At 28.4% G+C, this 16,162-nt stretch carries 13 protein-coding genes and 1 other annotated feature; of the genes, 1 reads left to right on the top strand and 12 read right to left on the bottom strand.

Going from position 1 to position 16,162, the window contains the following annotated elements; all coding sequences use genetic code 11:
• Nucleotides 1-310 precede the first annotated feature (310 nt).
• On the top strand, nucleotides 311-1,228 hold the full coding sequence (locus tag HF850_RS09135) for an IS1 family transposase (RefSeq protein ID WP_169105132.1): 918 nt from the start codon (nucleotides 311-313) through the stop codon (nucleotides 1,226-1,228).
• 286 nt (nucleotides 1,229-1,514) lie between these two features.
• Here the strand turns inward: HF850_RS09135 and HF850_RS09130 are convergent, their stop codons facing one another.
• The 12 genes from HF850_RS09130 to HF850_RS09075 form a co-directional block, all read right to left on the bottom strand.
• Nucleotides 1,515-2,381 (bottom strand): TerC/Alx family metal homeostasis membrane protein, encoded by an 867-nt coding sequence (locus HF850_RS09130; RefSeq protein WP_169105147.1) that lies wholly within the window; start codon nucleotides 2,379-2,381, stop codon nucleotides 1,515-1,517.
• A 288-nt stretch (nucleotides 2,382-2,669) separates the two neighbouring features.
• Complete coding sequence (locus HF850_RS09125) at nucleotides 2,670-2,891, bottom strand: hypothetical protein (RefSeq protein ID WP_169105131.1); 222 nt, start codon at nucleotides 2,889-2,891, stop codon at nucleotides 2,670-2,672.
• 166 nt (nucleotides 2,892-3,057) lie between these two features.
• Nucleotides 3,058-5,700 (bottom strand): valine--tRNA ligase, encoded by a 2,643-nt coding sequence (locus HF850_RS09120; protein ID WP_169105130.1) that lies wholly within the window; start codon nucleotides 5,698-5,700, stop codon nucleotides 3,058-3,060.
• A 43-nt stretch (nucleotides 5,701-5,743) separates the two neighbouring features.
• Nucleotides 5,744-6,034 (bottom strand) — a binding site (T-box leader).
• Nucleotides 6,035-6,130: 96 nt separating this feature from the next.
• Complete coding sequence (locus HF850_RS09115) at nucleotides 6,131-7,270, bottom strand: SLC13 family permease (RefSeq protein ID WP_169105129.1); 1,140 nt, start codon at nucleotides 7,268-7,270, stop codon at nucleotides 6,131-6,133.
• 46 nt (nucleotides 7,271-7,316) lie between these two features.
• A complete protein-coding gene (locus HF850_RS09110) occupies nucleotides 7,317-8,180 on the bottom strand; it encodes a S66 peptidase family protein (protein WP_169105128.1) in 864 nt (287 codons plus the stop codon).
• A 131-nt stretch (nucleotides 8,181-8,311) separates the two neighbouring features.
• Nucleotides 8,312-9,871 carry a malonate decarboxylase subunit alpha gene (locus tag HF850_RS09105; protein ID WP_169105127.1) on the bottom strand — a complete coding sequence of 520 codons (1,560 nt, stop codon included), beginning with the start codon at nucleotides 9,869-9,871 and terminating at the stop codon, nucleotides 8,312-8,314.
• A 185-nt stretch (nucleotides 9,872-10,056) separates the two neighbouring features.
• A complete protein-coding gene (locus HF850_RS09100) occupies nucleotides 10,057-10,452 on the bottom strand; it encodes a NifB/NifX family molybdenum-iron cluster-binding protein (RefSeq protein WP_169105126.1) in 396 nt (131 codons plus the stop codon).
• Between the two features lie 118 nt (nucleotides 10,453-10,570).
• Nucleotides 10,571-11,203 carry a class II aldolase/adducin family protein gene (locus tag HF850_RS09095; RefSeq protein WP_169105125.1) on the bottom strand — a complete coding sequence of 211 codons (633 nt, stop codon included), beginning with the start codon at nucleotides 11,201-11,203 and terminating at the stop codon, nucleotides 10,571-10,573.
• Between the two features lie 241 nt (nucleotides 11,204-11,444).
• Nucleotides 11,445-12,092, bottom strand: a complete 648-nt coding sequence (locus HF850_RS09090; protein WP_169105124.1) for an ABC-2 transporter permease — start codon at nucleotides 12,090-12,092, stop codon at nucleotides 11,445-11,447.
• Between the two features lie 14 nt (nucleotides 12,093-12,106).
• A complete protein-coding gene (locus HF850_RS09085; RefSeq protein WP_169105123.1) occupies nucleotides 12,107-12,952 on the bottom strand; it encodes an ABC transporter ATP-binding protein in 846 nt (281 codons plus the stop codon).
• A gap of 7 nt (nucleotides 12,953-12,959) precedes the next feature.
• Nucleotides 12,960-13,334, bottom strand: coding sequence for a GntR family transcriptional regulator (locus HF850_RS09080; protein WP_169105122.1), 375 nt, complete (start codon nucleotides 13,332-13,334; stop codon nucleotides 12,960-12,962).
• Between the two features lie 219 nt (nucleotides 13,335-13,553).
• Nucleotides 13,554-15,926, bottom strand: coding sequence for a glycoside hydrolase family 31 protein (locus tag HF850_RS09075; RefSeq protein ID WP_169105121.1), 2,373 nt, complete (start codon nucleotides 15,924-15,926; stop codon nucleotides 13,554-13,556).
• Between the last annotated feature and the right edge of the window lie 236 nt (nucleotides 15,927-16,162).

Below are 16,162 nucleotides of genomic sequence, written 5' to 3'. Positions count from 1 at the left end.
TAACCTCTTTTTCGTAAATATTATTTATTATTAAGTAAATTCTATCTTAATTAGCTTTCTACTTCAACCAAAATATAGGTATTTAATATACAGCAAAAATCAACTTTGTTTATAGTCTAACTTGGCCAATTAAAAGCTCCCAATATCTTATATATCTCAAGAGCTTAATATTACTTAAATTAAGCATTCAATTTTTTTGATTACCCATGCATATGTATACAAAAAAAATTCCATACACATCTGTTTTTAAAAAATGTTGTTTTGTATATTATTCATACTTTGTGGCAATGCTCCAAACGAGGTGAATAAATTGATAGAAAATGATATTGATTATAAAAACTTAGAAAAGCTTATACCCCAATTACTAAAAGTTGATTTATATAAAGCTAAGAAATTTGAATGTTGTCCTCATTGCCAGAATACTGATTTTATTAAACACGGCAAATATAAAGGAATTCAAAGATATATGTGCAAAAAGTGTAGAAGAACATTTTCAAATACAACCAATTCTTTATGGTATTATTCAAAAAAAGTTCCTGAACTTTGGATTAAATATATAGAATTATTCTTACAGAGAAGAACTTTAAGAGCATGTGCTGCTGAATTAAAACTTAATTTATCAACAGCTTTTTACTGGCGCCATAAAATATTAAATATTCTAAAATCAGCTCATCATTATGGAATCAACCCAGAAAAATTATCAGGGAATATATCTGCCGACACAATATGTTTTCAAGAGGGAGCTTATAATTCTACAATAAATTTTAAACCTGACTACTATTTTCAACAAAAACTTATAGTTGCAGTAGCAGTCAGAGATTGCCAAGATACAATGCTAATAGTTCCCTTAAGCAGACACAGTTTTGATAAAATTCAATTTAAAAACAAAGTAATTAGTAGACTAGATGAAAAAGCATTAATTATCACTAATGGATGGAATCGTTTCTTAAGAGCTGTAAGTGAAAGGTATAATAATAAAACTAACAAGAGATGGAGAAGCAAATCTATAGTTATTGACGATAAAATCAACCATATTGGACACAAAGTATCAGCCTGGTTTTGTGATTTTTATGGAATAGCAACTAAATATTTAGAGAACTATTTATCCTATTTTATATTGTTTAATCTTGATTATTGCTTTAAGTCTATGGATATGTCCTACTCCCTAGTAAAATCTTTTGGATTTATAAAAACAAGTAATATTAAAAAATCTGAACTTGTCTTGTAATATATAAATTTTATAACATGTAATTTGTACATATTGACTCATCTTTAATTCCTATATATAACAACATTATTTAAAAACAGCTTTTGATACTATTTTTTAGTAATATATTACATGCGTGAAGCTAAATAATTATAAGAATTTCTTTCAAATATATTCTCTTATACACCATTTCAATAATTTTTATATAACTTAAATCCAGTATTTAAATATTCTATACCTTACTTAATAACATAATAAAAGAATTTGATCTTCTACCTTAAAAACCAAATCCTTTTATTTCTATTATTTATCTATTACCATATTTTCTTCTTCTTGAAAAATCATCAAGTAATAAAGATAATAAAATGCTTGCTAAGAGAATTATCATTATTATTAATACCGAATTCGTAACTGATATTTCTATTCCAAATAATAATATAAATAACTTTAATCCTGTAAACATAAGTATTACACCTACACCATATTTCATAAAAGTAAACTTGTCATTCATTTTTTCTAATATGTAATACATGCTTCTTAAGCCTAATATAGCAAAAATATTAGATGTATATACTATCATTGTATCTGTAGTTATAGAAAATATGGCAGGTATAGAATCTATTGCAAACAGTACATCTGAAAATTCTATTACAACAAGTACTGCCAAAAGTGGTGTTGCATATATTATTTTATTCTTATTTACAAAAAATCTGTTTCCATGAAGAACTGTTGTTACTGGTATAACCTTTCTTAATACTTTTACTGCAAAATTATCTTGAAATTCAATCTTCTCTTCTTTTTTAAATAACATTTTCAAACCACTATATAACAATATTATTCCAAACAATGAGAGTATAGAATGAAATTTATTTATTATACTTACTCCAAGCAAAATAAATATAAGCCTTAATACCATTGCTCCTAATACACCGTATAAGAGAACTCTTTCCTGATAATCCTCTTTTATGCCAAAGCTAGAAAATATCATTAGAAACAAAAATAAATTATCAAGACTAAGAGACATTTCCACTATATATCCACCAAAATATTCTATTGCTGATGTTTCTCCTTTTGTAATATAAATAAAAACATTAAACATTATGGATAATGATACCCAAAATATAAGATTAAATAAATACTTCTTCTCCTTCAAATTAACACCCCACTTATTCAGGTAACAAGTAACAGTTATAATTTCTTTTATAATAAGTAAAAAGTTTATATTTTATAGTTAGTATGCAATAACATACTAGAAACTAATTGAAAACATAATCTTTATTTTGTTTTACTTTTCTTTCTATATATATTATTATGAATTTACTATTATCCATGTTTTTATTATTTTTATATACATTTTATGAAAATCTATAGTAAAACCAAAGCACAAGAAAGTTAATTATCAAACCGATAGTTACTATTCTTGTGCTTATATATTATCTAATATTAATTAAAATTTAAGTCATTAATTTTCTTTACTTTCTACTGCTATTTCATTTTGATTATCAGCATAATACTGTGCCTGAGCACTCCACATTTTTGCATACAATCCATCATAGGCATTTACAAATTCTTCATGACTTCCACGCTGAACTACACTTCCATCATCAAATACTGCAATATCATCACAAAATCTACATGAAGATAATCTATGTGAAATATATATTGCAGTCTTATTTCCTATCATTTTATTAAATCCAGAATATACTTCATACTCTGCTATAGGAGTGTATCTGGTATAAAACGAAAAATTCCAAGAAAAAAATCCCCTTCACAGAATGTAGGCTGCAAATAAAGCCTATTCCTATAAAGGGGTAGAAAATTATTTTCTATATTATTTCAATTTAATTATTTTAGTTTAAAGCATCAATTCTAACTTTTACTGCTTCAAGCATTTCAACGTACTTAACTCTCTTTTCCTTTTCAGCGTTTACTACTGCTTCTGGAGCTTTAGCTACGAAACCTTGGTTTCCAAGCTTCTTATCGATTCTTTCGATTTCTCCTTCAAGCTTCTTAACTTCTTTATTTAATCTTTCAAGTTCCTTATCCTTATCAACTAAGTCTAATAGTGGCATGAATAATTCTCCACCTTTAACTACTAGAGATACTGCATTTGCAGGAACTACAGCTTTATCTTCGATAAATTCAACTTCTGAAGCTGAAGCAAGTTTTTCAATATAAGAAACTCCATTTGTAAATGCTTCTTTAGCATCTGAACTGATATAAGCTATAACTTTAGCTTTTCTTGATGGTGGTACATTCATTTCAGCTCTTACATTTCTTAATCCTTTAATTGCTTCAATAACGTATGCCATATCTTCTTCTGCTTTTGTATCAACTAAAGCTTCATCAAATTCTGGCCATGCAGCATTTACTATTGTTTCTTCATCAGTTAAGTGAGTGAAGATTTCTTCTGTAATAAATGGCATTGCTGGGTGTAATAATTTAAGTCCTGTAACAAGTACAGTATTTAATACATTGTAAACTACTCCCTTAGCCTTTTCATCTTCACCATAGAATACTGGTTTAATTAATTCTATATACCAGTCACAAAATTCTGTCCACATGAAGTCATAAACCTTTGACATAGCAATTCCAAGTTCATATTTTTCCATGTTTTCAGTAACTTCTTTAACTAATGTGTTCATTTTTGATAATATCCACTTATCAGCTAACGAATATTCTTTACAGTCTTTATATTTGTTCATTATGTCCTTATCAAGATTCATCATAACGAATCTTGAAGCATTCCAAATCTTATTAGCGAAGTTTCTTGATGCTTCAACTCTTTCAGGATAGTATCTCATATCATTTCCTGGAGCATTACCAGTAGCTATCATAAATCTTAATGCATCAGCACCATATTGATCTATAACCTCAAGTGGGTCTACACCATTTCCTAAAGACTTACTCATCTTTCTACCTTGGCTATCTCTTATAAGACCATGAATTAATACAGTATGGAATGGAGTTTCTCCCATGCAGTGTAATCCTGAGAATATCATTCTAGCAACCCAGAAGAAGATTATATCATGTCCTGTAACTAAAACGCTGTTTGGATAGAAGTAATCTAAATCTTCTGTCTTGTTTGGCCAACCTAATGTTGAGAAAGGCCATAATGCAGATGAGAACCATGTATCAAGTACATCTGGGTCTTGTTCTATATTAGTGCTTCCACATTTAGTACATTTTGTTGGAGCTTCTTCAAGTACCATCATTTCACCACAGTCTTGACAGTAGTAAACTGGTATTCTGTGTCCCCACCATAATTGTCTTGAAATACACCAATCTTGGATATTTTCCATCCAGTTGAAGTATGTTTTATCAAATCTTTCAGGAACAAATTTAGTCTTACCTTCTCTAACAACTTCTATAGCTGGTTTAGCTAATTCGTCCATCTTAACATACCATTGTTTTGATATGATTGGTTCTACAGTTGTTCCGCATCTATCGTGTGTACCTACATTATGAGCATGGTCTTTAATCTTAACTAATAGTCCAGCTTCTTCTAAGTCTTTAACTATAGCTTTTCTAGCTTCATATCTATCTAAACCTTGATATTTTCCACCATTTTCATTGATTATTCCCTTATCATCCATAACTCTGATGATTTCAAGATTGTGTCTCTTACCTACTTCAAAATCGTTAGGGTCATGAGCTGGAGTCATCTTAACTGCACCAGTACCAAATTCTAAGTCAACGTAATCGTCGCCAACTATTGGAATTTCTCTACCTACTAATGGTAAAATTACAGTTTTACCTATAAGGTGTTTATATCTTTCATCGTTAGGGTTAACAGCTACACCACTATCTCCAAGTAATGTTTCTGGTCTTGTTGTTGCAATTTCTAAGTATCCACTTCCATCAGCTAATGGATAGTTAATATGCCAGAAATGTCCTGCTTGTTCTTCATATTCGATTTCCGCATCAGATAAAGCAGTTTGACAATGTGTACACCAGTTAGTTATTCTGCTTCCTTGATATATTAATCCTTCATTATATAATTTAACAAATACATGCTTAACTGCTGCACTTAAGTTTTCATCCATAGTAAATGCTTCTCTTGTAAAATCAGCAGATACTCCAAGCTTCTTAACTTGGTTTCTTATAGTAGCTCTGTACTTGTCACTCCATTCATATACTTTTTCAAGGAATGCTTCTCTTCCCATTTCCTTTTTGTCATAACCTTCATCTGCAAGCTTATTAGCAACCTTAACTTCTGTTGCAATTGAAGCATGGTCTTCACCTGGAAGCCATAATGTGCAGTAGCCTTGCATTCTCTTGAATCTTATAAGCATATCTTGTAAAGTATCATCAAATGCATGACCTAAGTGAAGCTGTCCTGTTATATTTGGAGGTGGCATCACTATAGTAAATGGCTTTTTACTTCTATCTACTTTTGGTGTAAAGTACCCTTTTTCCTCCCAATGTTTATATATTCTGTCTTCAAATTCTTTTGGATCATATGTTGTTGAAATGTTTTTTATCTCTGACATTGTTTATCCTCCTATATTAAATAAAAAAAGAGTCTTCAATCCGTAAAAGGACGAAGACTCGCGTTACCACCTTTATTTCCACGTAGCACATATAATTGCTCTAATGGACTCTTAATTCAAATAACGGTTTAGAAAAACCGTCTTTAGCTACTATTAAATTCACTAAAGAAACTCAAAAGCTACCTTCAGAACTTTCCATATAAGGGTTTCCAGCTACTCCCTCTCTCTTTCTTTACTCAAACAAAAACAAATAAGTTTGAATTAGTTTATACTTATTTAAAGCATAAATCTTTTAATACTTTCAGTTCTTACTCCTCTTTATCAATGTTTTTAAAATATTAATTTACTTTATAATATATTAACAACTTTTATTTGTCAATATTAATTTATTACTTCTAATTCCATATTATATTCAAACAGTTTCATTAATTTACAATATTCTTAATGTAACAAGAATAAGTGATAAGATTACAAGCCCTACAAAATTATATATACTAAATATTTTAATATACTCTTTGCTTCTTTCAGGGTTTTCATTGACATAAAGTTTATATGAAATAACACTAGCAAGAGATGCTATTAATGTTCCTAACCCTCCTACATTAACCCCAAGAAGTAATTCTTTGTAATAATTTGTGAATCCAGACAAAAGCATTGTTGCTGGTACATTACTTATGAATTGGCTTGCAATAAGTCCACTATAATATGTGCTTTTAGGTGTTGATAATAAACCTTCTAATAAATTTTTTATATATGACATATTAGATATATTACCAATAAAAATAAAAAATCCTGCAAATGTAAGTAGTAATGAATAATCTACTCTCTTAAACAATCCTTTATCCAATAAAAAAACACCAACTAATGTAACTATAAATGCTATTCTATAATCTAAAACTTTAAATACTGAACAAAGTATAATTACTAATATCACTGAATATATAAGTGCTTTATTTTTTTCTTTTATAGTATTTTTCTCAAGACTTATAACATTTATATTTTTATTTTTCATTATATATATCACCAACATAAGCAATACACACGAAATAACAGTAAGTGGCAGTGTTATTTTTAAAAACTCATATGGTGAAAGATTATAAAAACTATATATAAATAAGTTTTGAGGATTTCCCATAGGAGTTAGTGCACTTCCTAAATTTGCCCCTATAGTCTGCAAAATAACTAATTTCATTACGTCTATATTTAACTTTCTTCCTACAATCAATGTAATAGGCACAAATGTAATAAGTGCTACATCATTTGTAACAATCATTGCACCCACAAATGTTATAAATACTAATGTATAAGTCACTCCTCTAATACTAGTGCACCTCTGAACAAGATGAGCTGCTACATAATCTAATATCTTAAGTTCTTTAAACGCAGCTACAATTATCATAAGATTAAATAAAAGTATAATAACTTTAAAATCTATATATTCTAATTTGGGTACTGAAATAAATGATGTTATAAGTGCTAGAAGGAGTGCTATTACCATTACGCACTCCTTTTTTAAATATTCTATAATTCTCTCTCTTTTTAATAAATGCTCCTGTATTCCTGTCTCCATACCAATGAACAGTAAATGTTCAATTCACCTTCCCTACTTTTTATTCTTATCTATGTAAACTTATTTTTCTACCTATTACAATGCATTTAGAATCTTTTCCATGGCCTATTTCACTTGTTTTTACAATAGGCATAGATTCATTATCAACTATATTTTTTACTATTTCAACTATATCTGGAGTATATTTTTCTCTTTCCATCTCTGTATAGCTTCCAAGTATTATACCCTTTATCTTTTTAAATACTCCCATTTGCTTATATTGATTCAAATAAGTTATCATTTTATATACATTTCCACTAAAGCTTTCTAAAAATAATATTTTATCACTGAAATCTGGTATATATTCAGTTCCTGCCAATTTTAAAAAGCAACGTATATTTCCTCCAATAACAATTCCCTCAATACAGTTTCCTTGTATCCATTCATAATTAAAATCCACAAGTTCATTACCATGACCCATGATAGTACTAAAGAAATTCTCTTTTTGAACTTTTTTATACTCATCAATTATATTTCTAATCTGATACAAATAAGTTTCCATACCAGTCTTAGAATTAAGAGCATTAAGAACAACTGATAAATCACTATATCCGAAGAAAGGTTTCTTGTTTTTCTTTATTATGCTGTAATCTAGATATTCTAGAATTTCATTGCATAAATCTCCACCTGAAACATCAAATATAGCTTTTATTTTATCATCCTTAAAGAAATTCATTAAAGCTTCAGCCTTTTTTCTTCCTTCATCCTTAGGAAATGATTTATCTATATAAATTTTACTGCTTAGCTTTACATTAAGTCCTAATGATTCTAATTCAGATTTTAATAATTCTATTTTTCCACTAGAACTATCTATTAATCCATTAGAACATGCAACTATTCCTACTGTATCACCTTTATTTAGTAATTTCATTTTTCCCCTCCGTTTATTAGTAAAATAATATCACATCTATTTATATATTATTTTCTTCATATAATCAATTGGCATGATTACTTATTCTTAATAAATCATCCAAATAAATTCCCTAAATATCTTAAATCCTTTTAACTTAGTGAAAAGCATGATTCATCCATTACTTTTAACTCATTATCTATTATAGGAATAAAATCCATTAATCTTATCACATCATTTTCCACGTCAACTCCTGGTGCAATTTCAATAAGATGAAGTCCATCTTCAAATAATTTAAATACACATCTCTCTGTTATATACAACACATCTTTGCTATTTTGTGAGGCAAATTCACCACTAAAGGTCACTTGAGATACATTATTTACAAACTTTATATTTTTACCTTCAGATATAATTTCAAGCTTTCCATCCTGTACATTTATATCTAAACCACCAGCAGTAAATGTTCCACAAAATACAGTTCTTTTTGAATTTTGAGTAATGTTTATAAATCCACCACATCCAGGTATTTTATTTCCAAACCTGCTTACATTTATATTTCCATGCTTATCACACTCTGCCATTCCTAAAAAACTTATATCAAGACCTCCTCCATCATAAAAATCAAATTGTGTCAGCTGATCTATTATACATTCAGGATTATATGATGAACCAAATTTTATTCCACTTTGAGGTATTCCCCCTATGGCTCCAGGCTCTACTGTAAGAGTTATAAACTGATTAAAATTATTTTTCTTTGCTTCTTTTGCAACCTCTTCTGGAACTCCTATTCCAATATTTACAACATCACCTTTTTTAAGTTCCATAAATGCTCGCTTTCCTATAATTTCTCTTGCACTTATTTTATTATTTCTATTAATAATATTTACACTGTTATTCTTTTCTTTAGATTGTTCTCCTTTAATTCGTGGAGTCCCGCACAGGCCTTCGTCATACTTTAATCCAAGGATCTGACTCTTTTCATTATCATCAACTTTTACAACATAATCTACATAAATTCTTGGTATTTTAACTTTATTACATGGCATTTTATCCTCTTCTAAAATATCATCTACCTGTACTATTACAATTCCACCACAATTTTTAACTGCTTGTGCTATAACAAACGCTTCTGAATAAGTTGCTTCATGTTCCATAGAGATGTTACCACTTTTATCACTAAAAGTTCCTTTTATAAATGCAACATCTATATTTTCATTCTTAAACAAAAGAAATTCTTCACTATTTATGTTTACAAGTTCTACATAATCCTCTCTAGTTATATCATTTGCTTTTCCTCCTTCATTTCTGGGATCAACAAATGTTCCAAGTCCAACTCTGCTTAACGTATATCCAGACTTTCTAGCAATATCTCTAAATATATTACACATTACTCCTTGGGGAAGATTATATGCCTGTACTTTATTATTAAGTATTAAATTACCCAGTTTAGGTGCAAGATTAAAATGAGCTCCAACCACCCTTTTTATAAGCCCCTCATATGCTATATGATTAAGCCCCTTTTCCTTTCCATCTCCCTGTCCAGCTGCAAACATAAGTGTAATATCTCTTGGCTCATTTTCTTTTATATATCTTAATCCTAATTCTTTCAAAAGATCTTCTGGTACTGCTACTCCTGCAAAACCTGAAACGGCAAGAGTGTCACAGGACTTTATTAATTTAACAGCATCTTTAGAATCAATTATTTTCATAGATAACTCCTTAAAAATTACTATTTACTATAAATTTGTTCTACCAATGCTTATTATTTTCTGCTCTTCTTGTTATTTTATTAACACTCAAATGTATGCTTTTACTAATTCTTATTAAAAATTTCTCTTAAAGAAAAAACGAATGAAAGTATTTTACTTAATCATTCGTTTCATTATTTTTAACACTACTTCGTATTAGGCATTTTAATTGTCATATGATTCTTGTGATCATGATGATGGTCATGGTCATGACTGCATACAACATTTTTATCTTGTAATTGCCCATTTATATATGAAGAAATTATATCATCTATATTTCCAGAAGCACCTCTTATAACTTCAAGATTCTGACTCTTAAGGCCATCTATTGCTCCTTGTCCTATACCTCCTGTAATTACCACAGATACACCTTCATCTTTTAACAATGCAGCTAATCCACCATGATTATGCTGTAAAGCTTCAGCACTAACCACCTTTTTATCTGTAACCTTATTATCTTCAACAGTTACTATTTCAAAGCTTTTACTCTTCCCAAAATGTTGATTTATTTCATTTTCATTTTTAGGTAATGCTATTTTCATAATATCCTCCTTATATACTGATATATTTATAGTATTTAAACTCACCTTAAATACTAATAGCACTACTATTTTACCACATAATTATTATTTTTATAATATTTTACTCTCACCTAAGTAATTATTTCTTTATGTGTTCTTTAAGCTCTTCTGAATTTAATCTCTGTGGTTCTTTAAACTGATTTAGTACAAGAACTTTATAATATATTTCAGCCACATCTTCAACATACCTAGCCTTTGTCACCACATCATCTATATTTTCACTTATTATTACAATCCCATGACGTTCTAATAAACATGCATCATTCTTAATTAGAGGTTCTATAACACTTTTAGCTAATTCTATAGTCTGCGCTTTTTCATATGGTGCTACATATATATATCCTCCATAGTGCCTTGAATCTGATACTATAGGAGGAATAACCTTATTTGCTACCGCAAAAATAGTAGCATAAAGAGAATGAGTGTACATAACAGCTCGTATATTTTCCTTATTCTTATATATTTCTAAATGAAGTAATTTTTCTCTACTTGGCTGCATTTCTTTGTGAACTTCAATTTCATTTCCTTCACTATCCAGTATACATATACTTTCTGGCTTTAAATCTTCTCTACTTACTTGGGAAGGTGTTATTAGAATATATCCAGTACTTTTATCCCTTAAACTAAAACTTCCTGTTTTTTCTTTACATAGACCATACTTCTCTGCATCTTTTGCTATCTTAACTAATTTAATTCTAAGATTATCTAACAAATCAATCACTCCTATACTTATTCATATTTATATTTTTAAATTATTATTCTTATTTGTAATATATAAGTTCATGTAATCATTGTTAATTTTTTATCAAATATATCTGCAGTTTTCTTATAAAAAACAAAATATATTTAATAATAATATATTCAACCCAAACTAAATTGTTACAAAAAAATCCCACAGAAATCTGTGAGATTTATATATTTATATATTCATTAATCAAATAAATTTGTACAACTTAGTCAATATCCCTTTTACTATATAAATTTGAACATATTATATATGAAATTACAGTTAATAATATTCCAATTATTAAGACTGAAACCTGCATACTATGAAGTGATATATTTATAATTGAATTTGGTGCTTGTGGTATTATTTTCACTATTGTCTTTGAAAAACATACTGGAAGTACAAATAGAAATACTAAAATTAGTCTTGCTTTATTAAATCCAAATACAAGGGCAATTGGAGAAACTATTACTACAACTACAATTCCTATTATATATATTGATAAATTTACTGCTTCTAATGGTATTGTTTCAGAAGTAACCATATTGAACGCTTTTAAAATAATAAATATAAAATCAGCAAACAATACTGAAATAAATATATTAATTACACCATAAATATATTTAGATAAAATATATTTCTTTGGTTCAACAGGAAGAGAATACACTAAATAATTTACTTTACTCTTATTTTCATATGCAAGAGTACTATAATTTAAAAGCATTAATAAAAGCGCTGCACCAAATGGAAGCATAGAACCATCATTGTTTGTTACTGTGATAAAAACAGCCAGTAAAATCATTACTGCGCCTGATTTTTTTAATGCTAAAACTGAAGTATAGTGAAGCTTTATTAAATTAATCATATTATCCATATTCTCTACTCTCCTTATCCTACATAATAAATTAAAATATCATCTAATGAACATTTTTCATAAACTGCTTCATTTCCAAAAATCTCACGAGCTTTTAATTTATCATCCATAAGACCTTCATATCCAAATCTATTTTCTTTTAATGAAACAAATTGACTTTTTATATTCTCATCATACAAATCTTTTTTAAATTTTACCAATATATGATTTTCTAATATTTCGTCCTTTTCACCTTGTAAAAATATCTTTCCATCATTTATAAACACAATATAATCTGCACATTTTTCAATATCCGTTGTTATATGAGATGAATAAAACACCGTTACTTCTTCATTAACCATATGATTATTTATAATATCTAATATTTCATTTCTAACAATTGGATCAAGATTAGCTGTAGGTTCATCCATAATCAATAATTTAGGATGATGTGAAAATGCCATAACAAGCTGAAATTGCTTTTGTTGTCCTTTTGATAAATCCTTAAATGATTTATTTTCATCAAGGTTAAATTTATTCATATATTTTTTGTATACTTTCTCATCCCAATTAGAGTAAAATCTGCAAATACCATTCTTTATATACTTTAGTTTATTTTCTTCAAGAAATCCTGAAATATCACCTATATATCCAATATTATTTTTAATGTTACCATTATTGACTACGCTTTCACCAAATACTTTCACTTCACCACCATCTGGTTTTAACATACCCATTATCAAATTTATAGTAGTGGTTTTTCCACTCCCATTCCTCCCAATGAATCCAGTGATAAATCCTGTTTTCACATCTAGCTTATCTATATCAAGAGAAAAATCTGCATAATTCTTTTTCAAATTTCTTAGTTTAATTGCTTCCATAATTAAATTAAACCTCCTCATAAATATTCTTTAAAATCTCAATACATTCATTAAGTCCTAATCCAAGTGATTTGGCCGTGACTATTACTTCTTCAAATCTACTTTCCATTTCCCACATTGCCGCTTCCTTTAATCTTTCAGAACTTGCTCCTGCAACAAAGGTTCCTTTACCTACCACAGTTTCAATAAACCCTTCTTTTTCGAGTTCTTCATAAGCTCTCTTTGTAGTGATTATGCTTACTTTTAATTCTTTTGCAAGCATTCTGATTGACGGAAGCATTTCACCTGATTTTAAGCTGCCATTCAATATTTGATTTTTAATTTGATTTTCTATCTGCTCATATAACTTAACTGGTGAATCATTACTAATTAAAATATCCAATTGTATACCTCCGTATCTAAATGTGTATATCATCTATACACACATATTATCACCATTTTTTATTTTTGTAAATATATTACACGTAAAATTATTTCATTTTTCAGATTTATATTTTTATAAACTTTTAACTTATCTCAATTACCTCAAAACTTAACTTGAACAAAATAAATCCCATAAAAATACTTCATCATTTTTATGGGATAGATACTTTTTATAATTTTACATTCTACAATAAGCTTTATCTTCTGTAACTTCAACTTCAACTTCGTTTATAAATACTTTTCTATTATTTAAATTAAACATTTCAAAAATAACTGAATCATACTTTTTAAAACCACCATCATATCTAATTGATATTTCAATATCTACTTTTTCTTGTTTCTCATTAATATCTATTTTGTAGATATTATAAACTCCATTTTTATATTCAAAGCTTTCCCCATCATCAACATAATGTTCATATGATGATTCAGCTTCTTCAGCGCCTAAAAATAGCTGTATAAATAATTTTTCATTTGGCTTCTCATTAACAAAATTCTGAATTTCATAATTAGGAATAATACTTCCCTGTTTTACATATATAGGACATGTGTCTAATGGAGTTTGCCTTACTATATACTGTCCACCTTTATATTCTTCTTTTGTCCAATAATCAACCCATGAATTTCCTTCTGGAAGATATACCAGTCTTGCTTTTACTCCTTGTTCAACTACAGGAGCAACTAAAATATTCTCTCCACACAAAAACTCATCATTTATTTCATAAGTGTTTATATCATCTTGATAATTAAATAATAATGGTCTTATCATAGGTGCACCAGTTATTGCAGCCTTGTACATAGTATCATATATATATGGCATAAATTGATATCTTAGTTTAATATATTTTTTATTTATTTCTTCTGTTTCTTCATCAAATGCCCATGGTTCCTGATCTCTTGTTCCCATAGCAGAATGATTTCTAAAAAGTGGTGTAAATGCTCCAACTTGAACCCATCTGCTTAAAAGTTCACTACTACAGTCATGTCCAAATCCACCTACATCAGTTCCGCAGAAGGCCATACCACTTAATCCTAAGTTCATAAGCATTGGTAAAGACATTCTTAAATGCTCCCAAGTACTTTGATTATCACCTGTCCAAACAGTAGAATACTTCTGAGTTCCAGCATAACATGCTCTTGTAACTATAAATGGTCTCTTATTTGTATATTTTTTTATTCCTTCATAAGTAGCCTTTGCCATAAAATGACCATAGATATTATGAGCTTCCTTATGACAAACTTTTACTCCATCATTATCAAACATAACATCATCTGGTAGGGGGCCTTTAAAACTTGCTGGTTCATTCATATCATTCCATATTCCACTTACCCCTAAATCTATCATAATTTTTTGATTTTCTGCCCACCATGCTCTTGTTTTTGAGTTTAAGAAATCTGGATATACTGATTTTCCAGGCCATACTTCATTTGTATATATAATTCCGTCTTTGTCTGTTGCATAATACCCATGTTTAAGCCCTTCATCATAAATCTTATATCCTTGATCTACTTTAACACCAGGGTCTATTATTGTTACCACCTTAAATCCCATATTATTCAATTCTTTAATCATTTCTTCTGGATTCTCAAACTTTTTATTATCCCAAGTAAATACTCTATATCCATCCATATAATCAATATCAAGATATATTGTGTCACAAGGTATATCTTTTTCTCTGAAATTATGTGCAATTTCCATAACTCTTTCATAATTTCCATAAGACCATCTACATTGCTGATAGCCAAGTGTCCATTTTTGTGGCAGTGGCATTCTTCCAGTAATAAATGTATATCCTTCTACTACTTTTTTAATTTCTGGTCCATATATAAAGTAATAATCAAGATTTCCATCTACTGCTGAAAAATAATAATATTCAGAATTATCTCTTCCCATATCAAAATGCGTTTCAAAATGATTATCAAAGAAAATACCAAATGACTTCTTATCTTTAACTCCTATGAAAAATGGAATTGATTTATAAAGTCTGTCAAAGGTTTCTCCATGTGGCTGAGGATTATCAGTATTCCAATTTACATAGTGATATCCTTTTTTATTTAACGGACCAGTTTTTTCTCCAAAACCATAAAAGAACATATCATCTTCCATAGCTTTTATTATCTTAACCTTATCTTCCACATGGTCTTTTACATCATGCCCCTCTTCTTTTGCAAGTTCATAATCACCATATCTTCGTGCAAACGCTTTTTCTTTACCTCTATAGTCTGCACATAAAAGCTCACCATTTATATTATAAATATCAATTTTCATATTATCGTTTACATTTATGATTAAAAATTTAGTTCTTATAACTATCTTTTCTTCTAATCTCTCTACTTTTACAGTAAAATTAGTATTTTTATTATTAATACTTTCTACTGCTTTAGAATTTCTTTCTTCCCTAAAACAAGGTACAAAAAAGTTTATAATATCATCTCTTATTATAGTTATAAATAATTCTACATTTTCAAATTCTACATTTATAATGTTATTTTCTAAAGTAAAATTTTTTATAACTCCAGCATTATCAAAATTAGTTTTTTTACTGTTCATATAAGTACTTCTCCTTCAAAATAAAATTTATATATTAAAGCGTTTGCATAAAAAATTATCAAGGTTCAAATAAAGAGGGGTACAACTCTACCTGATCCTTGAAATTCATAAGGGTTCAAATAAAATTTACAATGATATTTTCTTACTATCATTATAATATTATTATATAATGGTAATATATATAATTCTAACAAAATATAGCTTATTTATAATACAATACTGCTATTTGGAGGTAG

It is taken from the genome of Clostridium sp. SM-530-WT-3G, from assembly GCF_012843905.1.
GTDB lineage: Bacteria > Bacillota > Clostridia > Clostridiales > Clostridiaceae > Clostridium.
The sequence above is the reverse complement of the archived record's forward strand: the minus strand, read 5'-3'. Positions and strand labels throughout refer to the sequence as shown.

What these genes read in the sequence shown, in the direction of transcription:
- HF850_RS09085 (WP_169105123.1), bottom strand. Translation starts at nt 12,952, where the DNA reads ATGGAAGCAATTAAACTAAGAAATTTGAAAAAGAATTATGCAGATTTT.
- HF850_RS09115 (WP_169105129.1), bottom strand. Translation starts at nt 7,270, where the DNA reads ATGGAGACAGGAATACAGGAGCATTTATTAAAAAGAGAGAGAATTATA.
- HF850_RS09090 (WP_169105124.1), bottom strand. Translation starts at nt 12,092, where the DNA reads ATGGATAATATGATTAATTTAATAAAGCTTCACTATACTTCAGTTTTA.
- HF850_RS09125 (WP_169105131.1), bottom strand. Translation starts at nt 2,891, where the DNA reads ATGATAGGAAATAAGACTGCAATATATATTTCACATAGATTATCTTCA.
- HF850_RS09100 (WP_169105126.1), bottom strand. Translation starts at nt 10,452, where the DNA reads ATGAAAATAGCATTACCTAAAAATGAAAATGAAATAAATCAACATTTT.
- HF850_RS09110 (WP_169105128.1), bottom strand. Translation starts at nt 8,180, where the DNA reads ATGAAATTACTAAATAAAGGTGATACAGTAGGAATAGTTGCATGTTCT.
- HF850_RS09105 (WP_169105127.1), bottom strand. Translation starts at nt 9,871, where the DNA reads ATGAAAATAATTGATTCTAAAGATGCTGTTAAATTAATAAAGTCCTGT.
- HF850_RS09120 (WP_169105130.1), bottom strand. Translation starts at nt 5,700, where the DNA reads ATGTCAGAGATAAAAAACATTTCAACAACATATGATCCAAAAGAATTT.
- HF850_RS09075 (WP_169105121.1), bottom strand. Translation starts at nt 15,926, where the DNA reads ATGAACAGTAAAAAAACTAATTTTGATAATGCTGGAGTTATAAAAAAT.